The following is a 22389-nucleotide window of genomic DNA, read 5'->3' as shown; positions in this document are numbered from 1 at the left end:
GCCCCTCTACAGCTCCGCCGGAGCCGCCCCCTTCAGGTCCTCCAGGTCGAAGACCTCCGCCATCCGCGCGTACCCCTTGTCGCTCGGGTGGAGATGGTCCCCGGAGTCGTAGTCCGAGCGCAGCCGGCGCGGGTTGTACGGGTCGCGCAGCGCCTCGTCGAAGTCCACGACGGCGTCGTACACCTTGCCGTCCCGGATCGCGGCGTTGATCTGCTGCCGCACGCCCTCCCGGGCGTCCGAGTAGCCGCGGTGGCCCTGGAAGGGCATGAGCGTGGCCCCGACGACCTTGATCCCGCGGGCGTGGGCCTGCCGGACCAGGGTGCGCAGCCCGCCCAGGACCTTCTCCGGGTCGGCGAGCCTGGGGTTGCGCAGGATGTCATTGATGCCGAGGTCGACGACGACGACCTTGACGTTCGTACGGGAGAGCACGTCACGGCCGAAGCGCCCGAGCCCGCTCTGGTTGTCGGCGGGGCGGCCGAGGCCGCTCGCGAGGACCTGGTTGCCGCTGATGCCCTGGTTGACGACGCTGTAGCGGGGCAGGTCGCGGCCGGCCTCGACCGCGGTGCGCAGCCGCTGCGAAAGGACGTCCGTCCAGCGGTGGTTGGCGCCCTCGGTGGAGGTGATCCCGTCGGTGAGGGAGTCGCCGAGGACGACGACGGTGCCGTCGGACTCGTTGCTGAGCACGTCCAGCGCGGTGAGGTAGCGCCAGTACGGCGTCTCTTCCGCGTACCCGGTGCCGGTGGTGTCCTCGGTGAGGTCGCCGTCGGCGACGTAGGAGATCTGCCGGGCGTGCGGGTGGTAGGTGACCGGCCCGGACGGGGTGGGCGCGTACGTGGTGACCAAGACGTCGCTGTCGTGCGCGACGGTGATGCCGACCGCGTCGCTCATCACCTGGCCGCCGGCCGGGACGACGACGGAGGTGTTGCCGCCGAAGGTGAGGCGCCGCATGGTGCCGACCGCCGCGGCGGCGGAGCCGTCGGCCGCCGCGAGGGCGATCGAGGCGTGGGTGATGGTCAGCGGTGACTGGCCGTAGAGATTGGACAGCGTGATACGGGCACTCGTACCGCCGACCGACGCGTGCACCACGTTGCGCACCGAGCGGCCCGCCATGCCCTGCGTCTCGGTGCCGGGCTCGGCACCGGCCGGGGAGGCGGACCAGGCGCCGACCCAGGTGCCGGTGGAGGCCGGGGCGGCGTTGCGCGGGGCCGGGGCCCCTGCGGCCCGCCGCCCGGGGCTCGTGGCGCTGCCGTCGTCGGCGGCGACACCGACGTAGATGGCGCCGGACAGGGCCACGATCAGGGCGATGATCGCCGAAAGCAGGGCATAACCATGTCTTCTGGTCATGCGGTGCGGGTCTCCTCGAACGGATGGGAGCCCGAGGCTCCGATGTGATCACCTCATGATGCGTCATGCGGTGCGGGGTGACGGTACTGGACCCCCCATTGGGCCACCGGAGTTCGAAACTGAGCTCCCCCCTCCGACAGACGCCGGGAACTCCTGTTCCGTTCCAGGAGTCGGTCAGGAAGGGACAATGTGTGCAGGGGATCACAACGGGCGGAGTGGATGGGACGTGATGGAACGCGCTAATCCGGATGAAACGGATGCCGCTGACGTGAAGCAGCATGCCCGCCCGGCCGCCGCCGGTAACCGCGCGATGAGCACGTCCGCCGGTCACCGCTCGATGGGCACCTTCAGCGCGGCCGACGAGGAGAAGCAGCGCGGCGTACGCCGGATGAAGCTCACCGCGACCGGGCTGCTGCTGTTCGTCGCGCTCGTGTACGTCCTCGCCAAGTGGGCCTCCGACGAAGGCGCCGGCGCCTGGGCGGGCTATGTCGCCGCCGCGGCGGAGGCGGGCATGGTCGGCGCGATGGCGGACTGGTTCGCGGTGACGGCCCTGTTCCGCCACCCGCTCGGCCTGCCCATCCCGCACACCGCGATCATCCCCACCAAGAAGGACCAGCTGGGCGTGTCGCTGGGCGAGTTCGTCGGCGAGAACTTCCTCTCCGAGGACGTCGTACGCGGGCGTCTGCGCGCCGTCGGCATCGGCAGCCGGCTCGGCGCCTGGCTCGCCGAACCCGAGCACGCCGACCGGGTCACGGCCGAGCTGTCGGCCGCGCTGCGGGGCGCCCTGACGGTCCTTCGGGACTCCGACGTGCAGGCGGTCGTCGGCGAGGCGATCACCCGGCGGGCCGACGCCCAGGAGATCGCGCCGGGCATCGGCAAGATGCTGGAGAAGATCGTCGCGGACGGCGGCCACCGCAGGGTCGTGGACCTGGTGGTGGCCAGGGCGCACGACTGGCTGGTCCTCCACGACGAACAGGTCATGGACGCCGTACAGGGCGGAGCGCCCGGCTGGACCCCGCGGTTCGTGGACAAGAAGGTCGGCGAACGGGTCTACAAGGAGCTGCTGCGCTTCGTCACGGAGATGCGGGACATGCCGTCCCATCCGGCGCGCGGCGCTCTGGACCGCTTCCTGACGGACTTCGCCTCCGACCTCCAGTCCGACACGGACACCCGCGCGCGCGTGGAGCGGCTCAAGGGCGAGGTGCTCGGCCGGGGCGAGGTCCAGGACCTCATCGCGTCCGCCTGGACGGCCGTACGCTCCATGATCGTGTCGGCGGCCGAGGACGAGCGCAGCGAGCTGCGGCTGCGCGTGCGGGCGTCGCTGCTGTCGCTCGGGGCGCGGATGGCGGTGGAGCCGCGGCTCCAGGCGAAGGTCGACGGCTGGGTCGAGGGCGCGGCGGTGTACGTCGTCACCACCTACCGGCACGAGATCACGTCCCTGATCACCGACACGGTCGCCGGCTGGGACGCCGAGCACACCACGCGGAAGATCGAGGCGAACATCGGCCGTGACCTTCAGTTCATCCGGATCAACGGCACGGTGGTGGGCTCGCTGGTGGGGTTGCTGATCTACACGGTGTCGCGGGCGCTGGGGGCGTAAGTCGCCCTTGTGGGGGAACCCGTCGCCGGGTCTCGCTCGACGAGGAGGGAGCCCATGAGCACCACAGACCAGGCCGCGACCGGCCGCACCGTGACGACGAACATCCCCGCCCGCCTGGACCGCCTCCCCTGGTCCCGCTGGCACTGGACGATCGTCATCGGACTCGGCACCGTATGGATCCTCGACGGCCTGGAGGTGACGGTCGTCGGCAACATCGCGGGGCGCCTGTCCGAACCGGGCAGCGGCCTGCCGATCACCTCCGGCCAGGTGACGGGCCTGGCGGCGGCGCTGTACGTGGCGGGCGCCTGCTCGGGAGCCCTGTTCTGGGGCCGCCTGACGGACAAATGGGGCCGCAAGAAGCTGTTCATGATCACGCTGGCGGTGTATCTGGCGGCGACCGCTCTGACGGCGGTGTCGTTTTCGACGTGGTGGTTCTTCCTCTTCCGCTTCCTGACCGGCTTCGGCATCGGCGGCGAGTACGCGGCGATCAACTCGGCGATCGACGAACTGATCCCGGCGCAGTACCGGGGCCGCGTGGACCTGATGATCAACGGCAGCTTCTGGCTGGGAGCGGTCGGCGGGTCCCTCCTCTCGATCGTCGCCCTCGACACGTCCGTGGTGCCGAAGGACGTGGGCTGGCGCCTGACCTTCGCCCTCGGCGCGGTCCTGGCCCTGGTGATCCTTCTCGTACGACGCCACGTCCCGGAGAGCCCACGGTGGCTGCTGATCCACGGCAGGGACGAGGAGGCGGAACGGATCGTCACGTCCATCGAGGAGCGTGTGGCGGCCGAGAAGGGCGAGCGGCTGGCGGAGCCGGAGGGTGAGATCACGATCCACCAGCGGCGCAGCGTGAGCTTCATGGAGATCGCGAGGACGGTGTTCTCGGACTACCGCAGGCGAGCGGTCCTGGGATTCTCGCTCTTCATAGGCCAGGCGTTCCTGTACAACGCGATCACCTTCGGCTTCGGCGCGATCCTGACCAAGTTCTACGACGTCCCGACCGGCAGCACCGGCTACTACTTCGCGGTCATCGCGATCGGCAACTTCATGGGTCCGCTGCTGCTGGGCAAGCTGTTCGACACGGTCGGACGCCGGGTGATGATCTCGTCGACGTACCTGTTGTCGGGTCTGCTGCTCTTCGGCACGGCATGGCTGTTCGAGCAGGGCTCGCTGAGCGCCGGGACGCTGACGGCGTGCTGGTGCGCGGTGCTGTTCTTCGCGTCGGCCGGCGCGTCCAGCGCCTATCTGACGGTCTCGGAGATCTTCCCGATGGAGACCCGGGCGATGTCGATCGCGTTCTTCTACGCGCTGGGCACGGCCGCGGGCGGCATCAGCGGGCCGATGCTGTTCGCCGACCTGACCGGGACGGGCAAGGTCGCCGACACGGTGCTGGCCTTCCAGATCGGCGCGACGCTGATGTGCCTGGCGGGGCTGGTGGCGGCGGTGCTGGCGGTGCGGGCGGAGCGGAGGTCGCTGGAGGACGTGGCTCGGCCGCTGACGGCGGCGGTGGGCCCGGGGAGCGGCACCTCCTCGCAAGCTGCGGGCATTCGTGCCGCCTAGGGCGGCACGGGTGGGCGCAGGCGGCACCCCGTCAGCGCCGGGCAGCGCGACCCACCCCCGGCCACCCGACGCCGGGCGCCTACTACTCCACACGCATCGGCCCTAGCCGTCCCGCGGCACCGGCTCCCACTCCGCGCAGTACTCGACGTGCATCAGCGGCATCGAACGCTCCAACAGCCCTGACCCCGGGTGCAGTTCGGCACACACATGGCGGCCTTGGTGGGGCCTGGTCCCGGCCGCCGTTTCGGCGAGGTCGAAGAAGTCCGCAGCGGCGTCCGCGAAGGGCAGGGCGCTTCCGCTGAGTACGAGGGTGTCGGCGGCGGTGCTGAGGCGGAGCCGGTCGCGGAACTCGGCGTGGTGGGCGCCGGGCACGGCCCGGTCGTGGGGGAGGGGGAAGTCGGCGCGCCGGAACTCGACGGTGTGCTGACTCCCCGCCCTGCCCGCCCTCGCCCGGACCTCCTTCCAGCGGGACGCCGGGAACTGGAGGGAGTGGTGCAGCAGAAGCAGATCGCGGGCCCGGTGCGGCTCGGGAAGCGCGGCACCGAGGGGCCGCTCACCGCGCCGCCGCAGCGGCAGGTGCACGAGCGAGCGCGGCGACCGCGCGGCCAGCAGCCACGCCGCGGCCAGCTCGGCGGCGGCACGCCGGTCCACCCACAGGCTCAGCCAGTGCTCATTGTCGTAGCAGAGTGCCCGCCGCAGTCCGCCGACGCGCAGCAGCCGATATTCATGGGGGCCGAGCCGCACGCGATGCTCGGTGACACTGAGCCGCACCTTTTTTTGCTCTTTCCTCAGCCCTGCCGGTCGGCCACCGCCCAGGAGGCGAGCGCGACGGCCCCCGCCACCCCGAACACGGCGGGCCAGGAGCCGACCTTCTTGGCGAGCGGATGCGACCCGGCGAAGGCGGCGACATACGCGGCCGTCAGCGCACCCGCCGCCTTCCCGCCGGCCTGCTGCCGCCACTGCGTCGCGGCCGTGGCCCCGGCGACGGCCAGCACGACCCCGCCGAGCTGCCGCTTCTTGGTCCAGCGGGCCACGCCGTACCCACCGACGAGTCCGCCCGCCGCGACCACCGCGCTGGGGACCTTGGCCATGTCTGCCTCCTGGTGCGTGAGACGCCTGGTTCTTGAGACTTCTCGAGACCTGGAGGCTAACTCCGGCACCGCGGGTCCTCGCGAACCTGAGTCGAGGCTTGTCAGGTTTCCTCCTCCGAGCTATATAAGAAGTCGTAAGGGCATCGCACCCAGTTCCCCAAGAGAGGAGTGACCCGTGATGCTCATGCGTACCGACCCCTTCCGCGAATTCGACCGACTCGCGCAGCAGGTCTTCGGGCCCACCCGTCCGGCCGCGATGCCGATGGACGCCTACCGCGCCGGGGACGACTTCATCGTCCACTTCGACCTGCCCGGCATCGACCCCGAGACGATCGATCTGGACGTCGAACGCAACGTCCTCAACGTCCGCGCCGAGCGCCGTTCCCCCGCCCCCGAGGGCGCGGAAACCATCGTCGCCGAACGGCCCACCGGCACCTTCACCCGCCAGCTCTTCCTCGGCGACACCCTCGACACGGAGCGCATCGACGCCTCGTACGAGGCCGGCGTCCTGACCCTGCGCATCCCCGTGGCCGAACAGGCGAAGCCGCGCCGCATCCAGATCAGCGGGGGTGACGGGGGGCGCAAGCAGCTGAGCTGAGCAACTGAGGCCGCACTGTCATACGCACCCCGATCATGACCAGGAGGAGACACTCGGTGGTGAAGAGAAGCTGGGCCGAACTGGTGGACGCGGTGCGGGAGTCGGGCCAGTACCCGACCCGCGCCGAGGCCGAACGCGTCACCCGCGTCGTCCTGTCCGCCCTCGGCGGCCACGTCACCGGCGACGAACGCGTGGCCCTCGCCCGGGCACTGCCCGAGCAGGCCGCGCGGGTCGTCGCCGGCCAGATCCCGGCCACCCGCCCGCTGACGGCGGCGGAGTTCGTGGAATCGGTGGCGGCGCGCATCGAGGGCGCGACGACGGCGACGGCCCGCTGGGACGTCAGCTCGGTACTGAGCGCGCTCCCGCGCTGGGCGGGCGAGGCGCTGGTGGACCGCATCCTCTCCCAACTGCCGCCGGGGTACGCGCTGTTGTTCGGGAGGGCGGAGCTGATGCCGACAGCGTGAGTGTCCCTGCGTGAGCGCCCCTACTGGGCTTCGCCCGCACGGTCCCTGTGCTGCCGCCGGGCGCGCACCTCCGAGACGTACCCCGCGGAGATGGCGCACCCGGCACCGGCGAGGGCGAAGCCCAGAAGGGCCGGGTTGAGATACCCCGGCACGTCCCCGTTGTCGTAGCTCCCGCCGTCACTGGTCTCGCACACGAACCCGAGCGGGAGATACGACACCGAGTGGTCGACGATCTCGACGCCGCGCTGGTGCCGCTCCCACCAGCCCGCGGTACGGCAGGACTGGGGCGGCGCGGAATCCGTACCGCCGTCCTCAGCGGTGAGCACAGCCCCGACGACGATCAACAGCCCCCACGCACAGAGCCCGGCCGCGACGGCCCCGAACAACGCGCCGAGGCCACGGAGAAGGGCGTCCGGATCACCCCGCCACACGCCACGCTCGGCGAGCCGCGCGAACCCGTACCCGGCGAGCGCGAAGGAGACGACGGCGGCGACGAGGACGAACAGCAGATTGAGCAGTGCCATGGCGGCCCCTGGGGTGGTCGGTCGTCGGGCTGTCGAGGTCTCGGGGCCAGAGGCACAGGCACCGGACGGGACACGCGACGGCCGGCGCGATGTCTCACGCGCCGGCCGTTCACAGGTGCCGTGGGGCAGGTGTCAGAGCTGACCGGACTCGGCGATGGTGATCTTCGCGGAGGTCGTGCCGCTACGCGACCCGAGGGCCTCGATCTTCTTGACGAGCTTCATGCTGTCCTCGTCGGCGACCTCGCCGAAGACCACGTGCTTGCCGTCCAGCCAGTCCGTCACGATGGTCGTGATGAAGAACTGCGAGCCGTTGGTGTTCGGGCCGGCGTTGGCCATGGACAGCAGGCCCGGGCGGTCGTGCTTGAGCTTGAAGTTCTCGTCGGCGAACTTCTCACCGTAGATGCTCTTGCCGCCGGTGCCGTTGCCGCGGGTGAAGTCGCCGCCCTGGAGCATGAAGGCGGGGATGACCCGGTGGAAGGAGGACCCGGCGTAGCCGAAGCCCTTCTCGCCGGTGGCGAGGGCGCGGAAGTTCTCGGCCGTCTTCGGGACGACGTCGTCGAAGAGGTTGAAGTTGATACGGCCGGCGGGCTCGTCGTTGATGGTGATGTCGAAGTAGACCTTGGTTGTCATGGTTCTATCCTGCACCCTCGCTCTTGAGCATCCCCAATCGTGGGGGCCGGGTGGCCTGTGGCGTGGGGTTATCGGCCCGGTGGACCCGGACTGCCGCGCTCGTCACTCAGCGGGCACACCGTCGTCAGGAGTGACCGCGACGATGGCCACAGTGGGAGGCGGCGGAGCCGGTGTGTACACGTACGCCACCGCGAGCCCCGGTAAGCCGTCCCGAGGTTCGATCCTCGTCTTGCGGACTTCCGTACCGTCCTGACGGGGAGGTCCGAGCAGGACCCCGAGCCTGGGTACCTGTTCCAGCTCCTGCCGGAGTCGCTCCAGCGACTGCTCGGCTCCGAGAGCTTTCGCTCGATCGGCCGCTCGCACGGTTACGGCCGCGATCACACCGCTCACCGGCCCTGTTCCTCCTGCTTCAAGCGAGCAGTGAGGTCGATGCCCTCCTGCACGGCGATGTCGAAGTCGGGATCCTGATAGAGGCGGATCCGGCCCCGGTAGTCGACGATCACCTCGGCGACGGCGTTGAGGTCCGTCTCCGACGAGGCCTCCAACGCACGCTGAAGATCTGCCTCAAAGGACTCCCGGTCACCGGGAAAGCCATGCCCGGACCGAAGAGCAGCCCGAATGTCCCCGATGGTCTTCAACGGCAGCGCCGCAGACCCGGGTGTCTCTTCGTACTGTGCGCTCACGATCCTCAGCTCCTTACTGGTTGGCGTCCTGTGAGGAGTGTCCTACAGCGGGAAGTGCGCCGCCGGGGAAAGCCCCTCGTCGATGCGTCAAGAGTCAGGACCGCTGGACACCTTCCAGAAAGGCGCGCCACGCACCGCCACCGAGTGTGATGGTGGGGCCGGTCCTGCGCTTGGAGTCGCGTATGAGCACGGTGTCGACGAGCGACGCGCACTCGACGCACTCTCCTCCTGCGCCATTGCTGAACGACGACCTGAACCACACAGGACGGCGGCTGTCATCGGTACCTGTCATGCTCACCTTGCGTATTCCTTCAACACCGTCTTGATCAACTGATTTGAACGCTGAGGGCTCAGAGCCGCGGCTCGCAGGCCGTCGAAGGCTCTCGTGTACTCACGAACATGATGCTCGCCTTCCAAGTACACGGCATCGGTGATGCCGTCGCGATACACCAGGTCCGGATCTTCCTGGTCGGGGAAGCCGAGCATCGTGAAGGTGCCGGTGGCGGGACATGTGCCTGCGTCGAACGGAAGGATCTGCAAGGTCACGCTCGGCAACCGGGCCGTGTCCAGGACGCGTTCGAGCTGCTCGCGCATCAGAGCCCGGTCCCCGATGACATTGCGCAGAGCACCCTCGTTCACGATGAACCAGGCGTCGGGGGCGTCGGCTCCCGTCAGCATGGTCTGACGTTCCATGCGTACGCGGACGGCCTTGTCGATGTCCTCGGCCGACATGTGGGCGCCCGTCGTGTGGAGCTCGGCGGTGTAGGCCTCGGTCTGCATGAGGCCGGGGATGAGCTCGCACTGGTACTGGCGGAGCGTGGAGGCTTCCTGCTCCAGACCGATGTAGATGTTGAACCACTCGGGGACACCGGAGCCGTGCACCTGCCACCAGCCGCGCGTCTTGGCCTCTCGGGCCAATGACTTGAGGAACTCGCGCAGTTCGTCGGTGGTGTCGTAGAAGCGGCACAGGGCGTCGATGTCGGATGGCTGAACCCGCCCGCTGCCCGTCTCCATACGGTTGACCTTGGAGCCACTCCAGTCCAGCGCCTCGCCGACCTGTGCGCAGGTCAACGCACTCTTCTCACGCAGCTTCTTCAGCTCGATCGAGAGACGGCGCCGGCGGGCCGTGGGAGATCCGGCCATCTCAACCACCTTTCGGACAACGGGTGTTCAGTCTCGGGCCAAGAGCGTGGGCCTGCCAATCACTCGTAAGTGGGAATCTCTTCCTGCACATTGCATGACGGGATGAGTACGCGTCACTCTGGTCCGCGGCGCGACTCGACGTGAGGATGCGTGACGCTCCGCTGATCAAAGGGGTCTTGGTGATCCAGGAAGCCTGTATGTCTCGGAAACCGTGGGACCTGGCCTTCATGGCCGAACCCGAGGAAGTGGGTGCCCTGCGTCGCATCATGCGGCTGCATCTGGGGATCTGGGGACTTCACGACATCAGCGACGAGGCCCAGCTCTGCGTCAGTGAGTTGGTGTCCAACGTCATCACGCATGTCGGCCTCGGGACCCCGACCACACTCGCCGTCTCCATGAACGGCACTCATCTCCGCATCGAGATCCATGACCCCGACACACGCGCCCTCCCCACCCTCATGGATGCCGAAGCAGGCTCGGAGACGGGGCGAGGCATGGCCCTCGTCGACGCCGTCGCCGATCGCTGGGGCGTGCTGCTGCGCGCCGACCGCAAGGTGACCTGGTGCGAGTTGGACACGGGGCTCACCTCGCCGAGCGGGCATGTCGACGGAGCGGGCGTCACTCGGGCCGAGGCGCTGCTGAGTCTGTACGCGGCGGCAAAGCGGCCTCGTGCTGAGAATTCGAGCAGGTTGGGTAGGGCGACGGCTGAAGAAGTCGTGATCGACGCCATCACGGACTTCCTCCACTGGCTCAGTGCGCACGGGTGCGACGTGGACGAAGTCCTGGATCGTGCGCAGACCCACTTCGAGGGGGAGACCTGTGAGGCGAGCGGTGGTTGGGGCGGAGGGTGAAAGCGGGGCCTTGTCCACCGCTTTCACTCCCCGACCTCGGCGAAGGGCTTCTATCGCTCCAATACGTCCATGAAGAAGCCCAGATGAGGATCTTCAGGCGTGCCGACGAGCAGCGCGCGGTCCAGGAGGATGTTGTTGTGCTCGCAGCTTGTCTCCGGGAGCATTGCGCAGGCGTGGCACGCGGCCAGGTTCGCACCCGCGGACCGTGCCTCGACACACAGCGGGTCCGCCGAGCACCAGGTGGCGCGCTGCAGCGCCGAGCGGAGTGCCTGGGCGAGGCGCTCGGGCTCACCCTGGGCCACCACACCGCCAAGACTGCCGGCGGAGTCACTGGTCGCCGTGTAGACGAGCAGTCCGGCCATGCCGGAATCCGTGTAAAGCCGCTCGCGAAGTGCTGCGGCAGGGTAACCGGCCTCCAGACTCCATTCATTGATCAGGACATGGGCCAGGGTGTGCAACAAGACCATGCGAGGCGTCGCCGGCGAAGGAGGCACGTCCGCGGGGTCGGTGGCACGCTCCCTCAACAGGCGATCGTGGTTGGTGCGCATGCGCTCCACACGTGCGGCCACACAGATCTGTCGCGCCCAGTCGTCCAGTCGGTTCTCATCGAGGCGTACGAAGACGCCTTCGCCGTGCACCTCCATCGCTGGGAGCCAGTCTGTCGGAGTCAGAGACAGAGCTGCCTCGTGGCCCTCAGAACTGGACTCCGGGTCCGCGATGCGGGTGAATGCCTTGAGCGCCCGCACCTCGCGCAACCGTTTGACCAGCATGGGTCTCTCCACCCCGAACGGCGTGAGGACTGCCGGGTCCGTGACCGGCGGTTCGCACACGAATTGTTCGTCGCGCCCTTTGTCCCGCCGATTGTTGCCTGCGCACAGCCGCTCGTACTCCTGGCGGCGCAGGACGCTGTATCGGTATGCCGTGTTAGCGTTCGCCGCGCCTTCCTCGACCGGGTCCTCCGCCTGTTCGGCCTCCAGCAGTGCCATGACAGCGTCGGCCGAGAGCGAGTCGTCGTCCTGGAACGCTCCCATGAGGTAGATCTCGATCTTCTCGCGGGACGAGAGCGCACGCAGACGCTCCCAGTGGCCCGCCAACCTGTCGACCAGGCCGTCGCTCCATGGCGGGATGGACAACGCAGACTTCAGCACTGGCTGCCAGACCGACGACGAACCGCGCTGGAGCGTCCGAGGCGCCTCCGAGCAGGGCTCGGGGGCCGCGTCCTTGAGCCAGGGTTGCTTGCCTTCGCAGCGCACCCCGAGGTCGGTCAGGGCCGAACGGCGGAAGGCACCTTCCATGGACACCTCGGATACGCCGCAGGTGCACGAGATGAGTATCGAGCGCAAGGAGGCACTCTGACCGGAGAACCGCATGCGCATCTCCCCGCCGCAGTGTCCGGTGGCACCTTCCTCGCGATTCTTGCGGTGCAGCCACTTCCAGTACGGGAAGTCGTCGAGATGCCCGTCCTCGCAGGCCATGACGAACCGGGACGGCACAAGCGGCTCATCGTCGCAGTCCGTGCAGACGTTCTTGCCCGGGGGCGGGTTGAAGAGGCGCACGGGCTGGAGGGACTGACACCTCGGACACGAGTGCCACAGCGGGAACCTCCGCACGCGCACTCCGTCCTTGCTCGTATCCTCGGAGGCCGGAGGAAGCCGGAAGTGACGCACGCCGAGGACCCGGGCGAGACGGTGCTCATAGATGATGGGTGCCTCGTCGAGAGGCCAGGTTCGGTAGGCGTCGTCGATGCCGGACACGATGAACGACTCGTTGTCGACGGCGATCAGCGATCCGACTCCGTAAGTGGTGATCATCTGGGAGCGGCGGACAGATCCACGGCGGGGTAGGGCGAGACGGGGCGCAGCCGAAACGCCGTCGATGCCACGACGGCGACGCTCGCGGGGCGGGGTCATCGGGAAGCCTCCAGAAAGAGAGCGGACTCGGCGTCGACGTCGCGCAGGCTCCACAAGGTGGACCAGGCGGCGTTGCCCTCGGACTCGTCGTTGTACGGCTTGAGCAGGGCGGGGGTGTGGTTGCCAGGAACGGGCTCGTAGAGCAGTCCGCCGTGGCCTCTCGCCATGTCCGCCCACCAGTCGACGAACTCGTCGAAGGCGTCGGAGGTGTCCTGCAGCTCCTCGCTGGAGACCTGGGCGACGCGGTCCGTCAGTAGCGGCTTGACCTCGGCGTTCAGGCGATCCATGTATGTGTCGATCCGACCGGCGGCGTCGTTCTCTCGGGCCTCGGGGATGAGGATGCGTGCCAGTGCAACGACCACGGCGTGCAGACCGCGATCGCGCGAGCGGGCGGAGAACGGTGTCACGGACGTCGACTCGACCTCGCGGTAGAGCGCGGAATGGAAATGCAGGAAGCTCTCGTAGTGCGAACGGTCCCGGGCACGGGTGGAGTTGAGCATAACGGCGACCAAGCCCGGATGAGCACGGCCGACGCGGCTGGTTGCCTGGATGTACTCGGCCGTGGTCTGGGGCTGGCCCATCACCGCCATCAGGCCGAGACGGTCTACGTCGACGCCGACCGCGATCATGTTCGTGGCCAGGAGGACGTCACGGACGTCGGGGTCCGGGTACCGCTTCTCGATCTCCTTGAGCCGGGCAGGGATCAGACTGGCGTCCACCCGGCTCGTGAGTTCCGAGTAGCGGTTGGAGACACGTACGTCGGTGCCGTCCCGTTCGGCGAGCAGCCGCAGGTAGTCCTCGACGTCGTCGTTCACCTGGAGTTCGGCGGCCGACAGCAGGCGGAGGCTGTTGAAGTAGCCGACCAGTGTCCAGTACGCGTCCCTGACCTTCTCACTGGTCTCCGCGCACATGGCCTGGTGCAACAGGGCCGAGTATGTGCGGATGAGGAGGGTGGACTGGCTCGTGCCGGGGGCGAGTAGGCCCACGTAACGGCGACTGGCCTTGACCCTGCGGTCGGTCTCCACGGCGAACCAGGAATCCCGCGCGTCCAGACCGGCCGGCGGGAACTGGCGTACGTCTCGGTCGAAGAGGCTGCGTCCCTGATCGGACGCGCGGCGGATGGTTGCCGTGGAAGCGATTACCTTCGGCCGGTCGGAAAGGGCATCGACGGCCGTCTCGTACAGGCCGGTCAGCGTGCCCAACGGGCCCGAGATCAGATGGAGTTCGTCCTGGACGATCAGCTCCGGAGGCGTGGTCCCGTCGCCGATACGGTCACGATTGAAGAGCGCGGCTGTCTGCTTGCGCCATGGCATGGAGGCGAACTTGTCGACGGTGGCGATGACGAGGGTCGGGCGGGCCCTGTAGACCGTCTGGTCCACGAGGTGCACGGGCAAACCGGAAGCGAAGTCGCAGTCGGTGCCAGGGCAGCGGACGTCCATGCGGACGTTGTATTCGTCCACGGCGTAGTTGTGTGCGTCCAGTGCGGTTCCGCACCAAGGGCAGGCGTGGAGCTGCACGGGGTTCTCCGTTTGCAGGCTCTGCCCGCCGCGCAGCTTCAGCAGCTTCTCCGAGGCCGTCTTCAGGTCGTTGGGTGTGGCCGACTTACCGACCCACATCCCGATGGAGATGCCCTCGTGGCCCAGGCGGTGGGGGTCCGCCCGGCGCATCGACTCCATCGCGCATATGAGGATCGTGGCGCGCTCGAACTGCTGGAGAGTGAGTAGGCGCAGCGTGTACCGCATGAGCACGGTGACGCCGCCGCCGTCGGCCCCGCGGCGAAGCCGACGCAGGAACGTGGTGAAGGCGATCAGGCCGAGGTAGGCCTCGGTCTTCCCGCCGCCGGTGGGGAACCACAACAGGTCGGAGATCTTGCGGTCCGGGTGCTTCGGGTCGTCGATGCCACAGAGGCACAGCAGCATGAACGCGATCTGGAACGGTCGCCAGCGCTGTTCCGAGAGGTCGGGCGTGCCCTGACGCCCGTCTTTCACCCAGGCGCTACGGGCACGTTGCTCGGCCATCGCCTGATTGGCTAGCCGGAAGGCATCCATGACATCCGGCTTGTCCGTCAGGATCCGGATGCCCTCACGCATGCGGCCGAGGGCCTCACGGCAGACGTCGAGCTGTGCGTGTGCAGCGTCTTCGTAGGGTGTCCCCGTGAGAGCTGCGGCCTCCGAGGCTTTGGCTTCGATCCACTGTTCGTAACCAAGAGCCAGCCCGCTCAGCGCGGCGAGCACCTCGTCGTCGGGATTCTCGGCGAGACCGAGCATGCCCAGCGCCGAGCTGTCGATCTCCGGGTTGGAGTCGGTCAGCAGCACCTCGTGGGTGGGCAGGAACTCGGAGCGGATCTCGCTGATACCGGCCGGCTGTATGTCGGTCAAACCGACCGACGGAGGAGTCCAGTCCCAGTGGGCGGAGCAGCCGTGCCCCACCGCGAAGGTCGGGGCGTGGCGGTACAGCAGGCGGCTCGCGGCCAACTCGGTGTCTTCGGAGGACACGTGGGGGGTGCGTTCGACGAACGCGGACGCGCCGTTGGACGCCCGGACCCGGAGACCGGGCTGGAACAAGGAGAAAGCGTCCTGGAGCTCTCGCTCACCCACGGTCTGCGCGTTGATCAGTGTCACCGTGACGGTGACCGTGTCGGTGGACGGGTCCGCCGGTCGGACTAGGACGTGGAGCTTCACCTCATTGGTGACAAGATCCTTCTTCCGAACCCCAGGCTCCGTGACGTCGACCGGCGTGTCCGGCAGCTCCAGCTCCTTGCGCCTCCAGTGCTCCCGCTGATCGACCGTGGTCCTGGCGTCCGCCCGCCGTGCAGCCACCGTCCGGCCCTCGGGGTCCACGGGGATGTAGACCGCGGCTCGCGCGGAGATCACGATCTCGCGGCTGATCCCGGGGGCGACGGCGAAGGTGAGGCCCATGGCCGAAGGGCGACGGCCACCGGAAACCGGCGGTTCGAAGTCGGCGCCGGTCTCCTCGGAACTGTCATTGCTGACGAAGGGTGCCTCGTCCAAGCCCTCCTGCTCGGCGGAGTCCTCCTCCTGCCGTCGACGAGCGTCTCTATCGGCGGCCCGCGGAAACAGAACACCGATCGGGTAGCGGGTGATCGGAGCGTCCTGAGTTAGGACCTCGGCCGGCTCGTCACCTGCATCGACGTCCGGACCGAGCAGCTCACGGCGTAGCCGCGCCACCAGTTCCTCTCGCACTCGGTAGTGCTCGGCGTGCAGGCTGGTCCCGTGCGTCATGCCTACTCCTCCCCGGCGCGTTCGCCGCGTCGATGCCTTCCGATGCCGGTGATCCGAGGGGCGATCCACACCCCGCTGTTGCCGAGCCCGGCGTTGATGCCCGACGCTGTGCTGCCCGCGACTGTTTCTAGGGTGTCCACCCGTAGACCGACGATCTCCACGGGCCATGTGACGTCCCATGAGCGCGAGATCGTTTCCACGGCGTACAGGTCCCGTCGGAAGTGCTCGGAGACCTCGCCGATGACACGGTCGCGGTGAACGAGGTCGTACGGCGGACACTGATCGGGGCCCATCGGGAGCGCGTGGCGTCTCCGAAGCGTCACCGCGTCCCCTGGGTGAACCTGTTCCAGCAGGTAGGCCTGTGTCGTTTCGGCGGAGCCGTCCCCGTTGTCCGTGCCAGGAGGCTGTTCGCGATGGACGTCTCCCGGCACGACCTGGATGCCGTAGCGCTCGTGCTTCTGCCAACCGCCCAGGTACCAGCGGCCGGTGGGACGGTGGCGCCGAATGCGGGAGGTGTCGGGGCCGGTCACGTGGTACATGTCCTCGCGGGCCCGCGTCATAGCGACATAGAGAGCTCGGGCCTCGGCCGGCACGTCGAGGTCGTCGTGAGCCTTGCGCAGCTCGGCGACGGACAATGGCGACGGCAGCAGTACCCGGTCGTACTCCAGGCCCTTGGCCCGATGCACCGTCGAGACGAGCAACCGTGCCGTCTCGGGGTCGGCCAAGTCGTCCGGAAACCGTCCCTCGGCGACCAAACGCCTGACGGTGGGCACATCGACGAGACCCCGGCCAGTGCGGCGGGTGGCGGCACGCAACGACCGCCAGCACCGCTCGGGTTCCACGTCCGCAACTAGCGGAATCCCCTCGAGCAGCTCCAGAAACCGGGGCTCCGTCAGCGTCGACGACTCGGCGCGGCGTAGCAGTTCGGCGACCCAGTACGGCACGGGTCGGTCCTGCAGCGAACGCTTCAGGACGTGCTCCACCCCGTGCTCGTGGAGGAGTTCGGAGACGGCCAGCGCCTGGCGGTTGTCTCGGGTCAGAATCGCGCAGGTGCCGGGGTACGTCTTCAATGCGTTGAGCATGAACTCGTTGGCCAGGTCTCCGAGGCCCGGCAGTTCGAGCAGCCGATTGCGCAACTCGGTGTGCAGGGCTGCGGCTGCGGCTTCCTGGCCGTCGGTGGAGGCGGCCAGGTTCTGGAGGCGGGCGCCAAGGGTGAGAGCAGTGCGGGTCTCGGTGCTCTTTGCCCGGAAGTTCTCGGTCAGTTCGAGTTCGACGAGGTCGTCGTAGGACGTCCGCAGCCAGGCGAAGAACCTGTCCGTCTCCCCGGCTCGTTCCGCCGGGTCCTTGATCTGGAAGCTGTAGATGCCTTGGGCAGAGTCGCCGACCACGGTGAAGCCGCACGACCGCTGGAAGCGATCGAGCAGGGTCTCCACCAGGTCTCGACGGTCGCCCACCAGATCCTGGGCCTCGTCGATCACCACATGCGAGGGGGCGCCGACCTCACTCGCTTCCACCGCCCCCTTCATGATCGCGTCCGAGGCTGCGCGGATGCGCTCATCGAAGCTTCGGGCGGTCCACTCCCCGTTTGGGTAGGCCGACACGAGCAGCTGGTACGCCCATGAGTCGAAGGTCTGGACCCGCACCCTGCGAGCGCGGTCCCCGTGTCTGGCGATTCGGTCCCGCAGCTCACGGACGGCGGCACGGGAGAAGCTCAGGACGAGGATCTCGCTGGCCTCCAGAGCCTCCTCGGGATCTTCGTGGGCCACCAGAGCGTCGAGGCGCCGTACGACCGTGTGCGTCTTACCGGAACCGGCTCTCGCGGTAACCAGAAGACGGGCGTCCCAAGGAAGGTCGACGACAGCCCGCTGCTCCTCTGTGAGCGGAGGGCTGTCGCCGTAGGCGTCGGTCACTTGCTGCTCCACAGGTGCTCGAACTGGGTGAAGGCCAGGGCGGTGTCGAAGTTCTGGACGTTGTCCCGGACGTTGAGGATCAGGCAGGTCTCCTTGCCGCCGTTGAGCGGTCCGCGCAGACCACGCCCGATCATCTGCTGGTACACGTTCGGACTGTAGACGGGGCGCGCGACGACGACTGCCCGGGTGGCCGGGGCATCGAAGCCCTGGGTGAGGACGCCGTAGTTGGTCAGAACCCGGGTGCGGCGCTCGCGGAAGTCGTCGATGCGTCGGCGACGATCGCCGGGCGATGTGGTGGAGTCGACGGCGGAGGCGGTGATGTTCCGGTCGCGGAGCCTGGCCGCCAGGTATTTGGCGTGGTCGACAGAGGTGGCGAACACCAGCACCGGCCAGTCGTCCGGCATTTCCGAGATCTCGGCCAGAATGCGAGCGTTTCGGTCATGGTCGTCGGCGAGCCGCTGCTCGGCCGTACGGGACAGGACGCTCATTTGCTCGGCGTGCTGCTTCTCGTCACGATCGAGAGTGATCGTGCCGCCCTTGAGAAGGCGATGCTCGACTTGGGCCAGCACGCCGAGTTCCTGCAGTTCGGCGTACGCGTCGTCGTTCTCGAAGATGCCTTCGTCCAGTCGCCGGCCGCCGAAGCGGTTGATCAGACGGCGAGTCTCGTCCTGGTTGGTGTTGCGGAACGGCGTGGCCGTTAGCCCCAGAAGGTGACGATCGGTGCGAGAAGCCGTGAGGCCCAGGTGCGTGAGGATCTTGGTATAGCGCGGGGTTATGGCCGTGTGCGCCTCATCGATGATGACGAGTGCGGCCTTCCTCAACCAGGCGTATGAATCGGCTTCGAGACAGCCAGGCTGCTGGAGCTTGGCGTCCGTGGCCACCACGAGCTGTGGACGGTCGGCGACCTCACCTGCCTCGTGTGAATCCCAAAGCCGGTTGATGACAAGCGGAGATGCCGCGCCGACCTTCCCCCAGACGAACTTCCAGCTCTGAACCGCCTGCTCACACAGCTCGGCGGTCTGAGCGATCCACAGGATCGGCCCTTCGAGTTCGCCCGCCTGCTTCAGCCAGCGGATCACTGCCTCCGCTGTGACCCGGGTCTTGCCTGCGCCGGTCGGCAGGGACAACATGCCGCGCTGCGGGACGATCCGGTCCAACATCGTGAAGACATTGGCAGCGAGCCGCTCCTGGTAGTCGTGGAGCCGAGGGAAGTGCCGTGGCCCGTCCACCTCGATCTGCGGGCTCAGCGACGGCGTCCGGAATCCGGCGAACGAACCGGGGAAGCGAAGATCGGCGACGAAGGTCACCGCGGCGGAGGTGCCGGTGAATGACGACGGAGCGTGACTCGGGTAGAGGTTCTGCAGGTCGCGGGCGTGGATATGGAGAACACCGTCCTCGTGTGCGTTGAACGCCATCCGCGCAATGCGGTGGGCGTCGGGTTCCGCTCCGCCATTCTCCGCCCGCTCGCTGTCCATGAGGCCTGGCGGAAGGCGGTCCCGCAGAGCTTCGGCACCGAGCAGGAGCAGGAGTTTCGTCTCAACGTCGTCGGCCTCGCGCACGGCCTTCAGCGCGTTCTTGACCTTCTGGTCCTCTTCCTGGCGCTGCTGCGCCTCGAGGACCTGCCGGCAGCCGGACTCTCCCATACGCCAGTGGAGTTCCCGGTCGACGGCGACCAGGGCTTCGAGCGGTGTCACCGGTTCGAGCACGAGGATCACGGATCCCTGCAGGCTGCTGTTCAGCGTCCTGGGCTTCATGCCGTTGGGAGTGCGCGTCACCTCTTCGAGGACCTTGCACCGCTGCAGGGTGTACTGATCCACCTTCGAGCCATGCAGCTGGCGAAGGGCGGGGTACGCCTCTTTGAGCGGGACCGACTCGCCCGCGGCCTCGTAGCGGGTCTCACGGCTGATCACGTCGGCGTACGGCAGCATGCCCCATTGCTTCACCAGCAGAGCGGCGTCGTCAGCCGACGCGGTCAGCAGGGCGGGCAGTCGCTCGGCGCGCAGCGCCCGATATTCCTCTTGCGACGAGGCGACGGCGATCTCGCCGTCGGGGCGCGTGTCCCACTCGTCGCCGATGCGGCACCGGGTGAGGGTGTCCTCGGCGAAGGCCACCTCGAGGCGGGTCAGCAGCACGTAGGTGTTGCCGACGAAGGTGTCGTCCTTGCTGTGCTGGAGCTTGTCCTGGAGCTGGGCCCAGAAGGAGTCGGGTACCTCCTCGACGCTCGCGGCGAGACGGAGCTTGCGGGCCTTCTCGGTGCTGATCTCCGCGACCGGCAGCACGTCGCTGTACGCGGCCAGCTGCGGGCCGACTGCGTCAGCGACCGGGCGCAGGCCCTGTGTGGTGGGGACGAGGCCGTGTCGCTTCAGCATCCAGCGTACCGGGGAGGCGATGGGCCGGCGGCTGCCGACCTGAGCCCCGACCTGCAGTGTCCAATTGTCGATCAGGGCGTCCTCGGGCAGCGCCTTCAGGAAGTTGGCGCGAGCCACATCGGAGAGTTCGGGAAGCAGGTGCAACGGGCCACCGATCGCCGCACCATCCACCTTGATCCTGGCGAGCGTCGGGCGGGACGCCTGGTCCGGAGGAAGGGCGGCACAGTACTGCTTGTGAGCCGCCTCCCGGTAGTGCTCGAACCACGGTTCGCCCTCGGGCCGGTGTCCGCCCGTGGGGCGATCGCGCAACCCCACCTCGCGGAAGAACGTCATGTCGTCGGAGTGGAACCGGGTGTCCACTGCGACGGCGGGGTCTGACTCCGGCGTCACGACCGGGCCTGGCAGCAGACAGCCCCGCATCGGTCGGAAACGCCCTTCTGAGGAGCGCACGCACAGCGTCGACAGTGGGTCGGACACCCGGCGGATCACCTCATGCGACAGCCGGCCGCTGCCGGCCTGGTGGAACAGCTCCCAGAAACGGTTCCACTCCTGCGGGCCATAGGAGGCGAACCCCTGCTCCAGGACGCTGACGAAGCGGCCTCGGACGTCTGCCTCGCGGATACCGAGAGCGCCGAAGGCGCTTGCAAGCGACTGGTCGTCTGACAGAGCACCGTCGACGTAGACGAGGGACTCGCGTAGCCCGTCCTGGTCGGTGCGCCGGAACACCTTGCCGACGACGGGGGCCACCATGCCGTGTTCCTCGGTGAGCACGACTCGCGCAGTCCGGGCTTCGTCCGCGTGCGGCGAGGCCGACTGAATCATATCGGCGATGATTCGGACGGCGGTGGCGGACGCCTCGGCAGTGCCGTCGGCGACCAGGGCCTCCAACCACTCCCGAACCGAAGCGCGTTCGCGCTTGGCGGCCTTGAGGATGTGCTCCACTTTGCCGGAGCGGAGGTCTGTGGCCTCCACAGAGGGGTGCAACCAGTTGGTCGGCCGGCCGGGGTACGAGTTCCACAGTGTGAGCCAGCGGACCAGCGACTTGTTGTCCTTGCCGAGCGACGGGTGGATGTTCAGGTCCCGCGGCACCTGGAGCCGACCGTCCTGGTCCGGGAGCGAGGGACGGTGAGCCGTCGCGTCCCAGATCCGCTCGGTGAGATAGCGGTCGGCCCAACTGACCGTCTCGGACTCACGGGAACGACCGGGGAGGAGTGGGAGGTATGCCGCCGGATCCTCCCGGGGCGCCAGATCCGGCAAGGACTCGACCACCAGTCGGGCTGCGATCCGGATCATCTCCTGGTTGAACGGGGAAGAGTCCAGCAGGTTCTGACGGTCCTCATTGGTCTTCCACGCGCCGTTGAGGATGCCACTCAACGTCATCTCGTACTTGGTCGGGAAGAAGGACCAGAATCTTCCACGGCCGCTCTGGTGAGTGAGCAGGCCGGTCTTGCCGTCCTTCGCGTACTCGTGCACGGCCCACGAGATGTCGAGCGTGACCCGGTCGTGCAGCTCGCCCGCACTCGCGCGGGCCTCGGCGGTGGGCACGTGGGCCAGGGTGAACACTCGCCACCCGTTGGCCGACGGATGCCTGCCGGGCCGTTCCTCTCGCACGGTGTGCCGCTCCCCATCGCGTTCGACAACGAGGGTGCGGCGCACTACGGGGCGCGGTCGGCGATCCTCCAGGATCACCTTGGCGACGTGCGGGGAGAACAGTTGGAACCCGACCGGGAACTCCTCCCGGCCTCCGGTCGAGGGCCCGCCGTGCATGTCCTGGCCGAGCCGATCGGCGGCTCCGTCGAGCAGAGGCAGGCGGACGACGGTGGTGGCCCAACTCAGGAGTTCGTCGAGAACGGCGTCGGCCGCGCGCTCGGTGGCCTCGTCCAACGGGCGGGCCATGCGCAGCACGGGAGCCTCGAACTCCTCGCCGAGACGGGCCGTGACCCCGGGAACGGAGCGGATCTGCGCGTACGCCCACTCGCGGTCGAAGCCGAAGGAGCCCGAACTGCTGAAGAACTGGGGGGCGTCGGTCACGACGAGCACGGACTTGACCCCTACTCCGAAGCGTCCGATCTGGCCGCCACGTTTCCGCGACATGCTCATCCGGAGAATCGTCTCGGCGCCTTCGGCAGTAACCGGACTCCCCTCGTTCGCGCAGTAGAGGTGAGTGTCTGTGAGAACGACGTGGACGCACCCGCCTGGATCCGCGGCGATTTCGTCCGCCGCGTTCTGAACGAGCTCGAAGAGCTGCCGGTCACCGTATCCGCCCTGGGTGATACGTCTTTCCCCGTTTGCGTGCTCCGGAATGAGACCAGGATCGACGGCGTATGTCTGGAGCACACGGGAGGACTGTTCGATCACGGTCTCGAGCACACGGTTCAGTTCGAGAGACACAGGACTCCGATCCTGGGGCGACGACCTGGCGGGAGATGCGCAAGGCGGACCGCACGGTCGGTCGACGACCGCTGTGACG

Annotated in this window: 17 protein-coding genes; 5 read left to right on the top strand and 12 right to left on the bottom strand. The window is 68.2% G+C overall.

Going from position 1 to position 22389, the window contains the following annotated elements; genetic code table 11:
• Nucleotides 1-6 precede the first annotated feature (6 nt).
• Entirely contained in the window at nucleotides 7-1344 is a 1338-nt protein-coding gene (locus EJC51_RS19745; protein ID WP_126272306.1) for an SGNH/GDSL hydrolase family protein, read from the bottom strand.
• A 310-nt stretch (nucleotides 1345-1654) separates the two neighbouring features.
• Here EJC51_RS19745 and EJC51_RS19740 point away from each other — a divergent pair, with 310 nt between their 5' ends.
• Both EJC51_RS19740 and EJC51_RS19735 read left to right on the top strand, forming a co-directional pair.
• A complete protein-coding gene (locus EJC51_RS19740; RefSeq protein WP_244363403.1) occupies nucleotides 1655-2944 on the top strand; it encodes a DUF445 domain-containing protein in 1290 nt (429 codons plus the stop codon).
• Between the two features lie 54 nt (nucleotides 2945-2998).
• Nucleotides 2999-4504 carry an MFS transporter gene (locus EJC51_RS19735; RefSeq protein ID WP_126272305.1) on the top strand — a complete coding sequence of 502 codons (1506 nt, stop codon included), beginning with the start codon at nucleotides 2999-3001 and terminating at the stop codon, nucleotides 4502-4504.
• A 102-nt stretch (nucleotides 4505-4606) separates the two neighbouring features.
• Here the strand turns inward: EJC51_RS19735 and EJC51_RS19730 are convergent, their stop codons facing one another.
• Nucleotides 4607-5275 carry a hypothetical protein gene (locus EJC51_RS19730; protein WP_126272304.1) on the bottom strand — a complete coding sequence of 223 codons (669 nt, stop codon included), beginning with the start codon at nucleotides 5273-5275 and terminating at the stop codon, nucleotides 4607-4609.
• 17 nt (nucleotides 5276-5292) lie between these two features.
• Nucleotides 5293-5595 carry a hypothetical protein gene (locus tag EJC51_RS19725; protein ID WP_126272303.1) on the bottom strand — a complete coding sequence of 101 codons (303 nt, stop codon included), beginning with the start codon at nucleotides 5593-5595 and terminating at the stop codon, nucleotides 5293-5295.
• A gap of 178 nt (nucleotides 5596-5773) precedes the next feature.
• Here EJC51_RS19725 and EJC51_RS19720 point away from each other — a divergent pair, with 178 nt between their 5' ends.
• Together EJC51_RS19720 and EJC51_RS19715 are read left to right on the top strand one after the other, a co-directional pair.
• Nucleotides 5774-6193: an Hsp20/alpha crystallin family protein gene (locus tag EJC51_RS19720; RefSeq protein ID WP_207924750.1), complete on the top strand. Its 420-nt coding sequence runs from the start codon at nucleotides 5774-5776 to the stop codon at nucleotides 6191-6193.
• A gap of 35 nt (nucleotides 6194-6228) precedes the next feature.
• Nucleotides 6229-6657, top strand: coding sequence for a DUF2267 domain-containing protein (locus EJC51_RS19715; protein ID WP_126272301.1), 429 nt, complete (start codon nucleotides 6229-6231; stop codon nucleotides 6655-6657).
• Between the two features lie 20 nt (nucleotides 6658-6677).
• On the opposite strand, the gene EJC51_RS19710 is transcribed toward EJC51_RS19715, so the two are convergent.
• From EJC51_RS19710 to EJC51_RS19690, 5 genes are all read right to left on the bottom strand, one after another.
• Nucleotides 6678-7181 carry a hypothetical protein gene (locus EJC51_RS19710; protein ID WP_126272300.1) on the bottom strand — a complete coding sequence of 168 codons (504 nt, stop codon included), beginning with the start codon at nucleotides 7179-7181 and terminating at the stop codon, nucleotides 6678-6680.
• A gap of 132 nt (nucleotides 7182-7313) precedes the next feature.
• Nucleotides 7314-7811 carry a peptidylprolyl isomerase gene (locus EJC51_RS19705; protein ID WP_126272299.1) on the bottom strand — a complete coding sequence of 166 codons (498 nt, stop codon included), beginning with the start codon at nucleotides 7809-7811 and terminating at the stop codon, nucleotides 7314-7316.
• 386 nt (nucleotides 7812-8197) lie between these two features.
• Entirely contained in the window at nucleotides 8198-8494 is a 297-nt protein-coding gene (locus EJC51_RS19700) for a DUF6247 family protein (RefSeq protein WP_244362749.1), read from the bottom strand.
• 94 nt (nucleotides 8495-8588) lie between these two features.
• On the bottom strand, nucleotides 8589-8786 hold the full coding sequence (locus tag EJC51_RS19695; RefSeq protein WP_126272298.1) for a DUF397 domain-containing protein: 198 nt from the start codon (nucleotides 8784-8786) through the stop codon (nucleotides 8589-8591).
• 2 nt (nucleotides 8787-8788) lie between these two features.
• The gene (locus EJC51_RS19690) at nucleotides 8789-9637 is read right to left on the bottom strand and encodes a helix-turn-helix domain-containing protein (protein ID WP_126272297.1); all 849 of its coding nucleotides are present in this window, start codon (nucleotides 9635-9637) and stop codon (nucleotides 8789-8791) included.
• Nucleotides 9638-9834: 197 nt separating this feature from the next.
• Between EJC51_RS19690 and EJC51_RS19685 the strand changes: the two genes are divergently transcribed.
• A complete protein-coding gene (locus EJC51_RS19685; protein ID WP_126272296.1) occupies nucleotides 9835-10488 on the top strand; it encodes an ATP-binding protein in 654 nt (217 codons plus the stop codon).
• 50 nt (nucleotides 10489-10538) lie between these two features.
• Here EJC51_RS19685 and drmB read toward each other — a convergent pair whose 3' ends face one another.
• From drmB to EJC51_RS19665, 4 genes are read right to left on the bottom strand one after another with little or no spacing between them, the layout of a single operon-like run.
• Nucleotides 10539-12398 (bottom strand): DUF1998 domain-containing protein, encoded by a 1860-nt coding sequence (drmB, locus tag EJC51_RS19680; RefSeq protein WP_126272295.1) that lies wholly within the window; start codon nucleotides 12396-12398, stop codon nucleotides 10539-10541.
• Nucleotides 12395-15640 (bottom strand): helicase-related protein, encoded by a 3246-nt coding sequence (locus EJC51_RS19675; protein WP_126272294.1) that lies wholly within the window; start codon nucleotides 15638-15640, stop codon nucleotides 12395-12397. Before EJC51_RS19675 ends, drmB begins: the two co-directional genes overlap by 4 nt.
• A 2-nt stretch (nucleotides 15641-15642) precedes the next feature.
• A complete protein-coding gene (locus EJC51_RS19670) occupies nucleotides 15643-17550 on the bottom strand; it encodes a UvrD-helicase domain-containing protein (protein ID WP_126272293.1) in 1908 nt (635 codons plus the stop codon).
• Nucleotides 17547-22310: a DEAD/DEAH box helicase gene (locus tag EJC51_RS19665; RefSeq protein WP_166682883.1), complete on the bottom strand. Its 4764-nt coding sequence runs from the start codon at nucleotides 22308-22310 to the stop codon at nucleotides 17547-17549. The genes EJC51_RS19670 and EJC51_RS19665 overlap by 4 nt, the downstream gene beginning before the upstream one ends.
• Between the last annotated feature and the right edge of the window lie 79 nt (nucleotides 22311-22389).

The organism is Streptomyces aquilus, from assembly GCF_003955715.1.
Classification (GTDB): domain Bacteria; phylum Actinomycetota; class Actinomycetes; order Streptomycetales; family Streptomycetaceae; genus Streptomyces; species Streptomyces aquilus.
The sequence above is the reverse complement of the archived record's forward strand: the minus strand, read 5'-3'. Positions and strand labels throughout refer to the sequence as shown.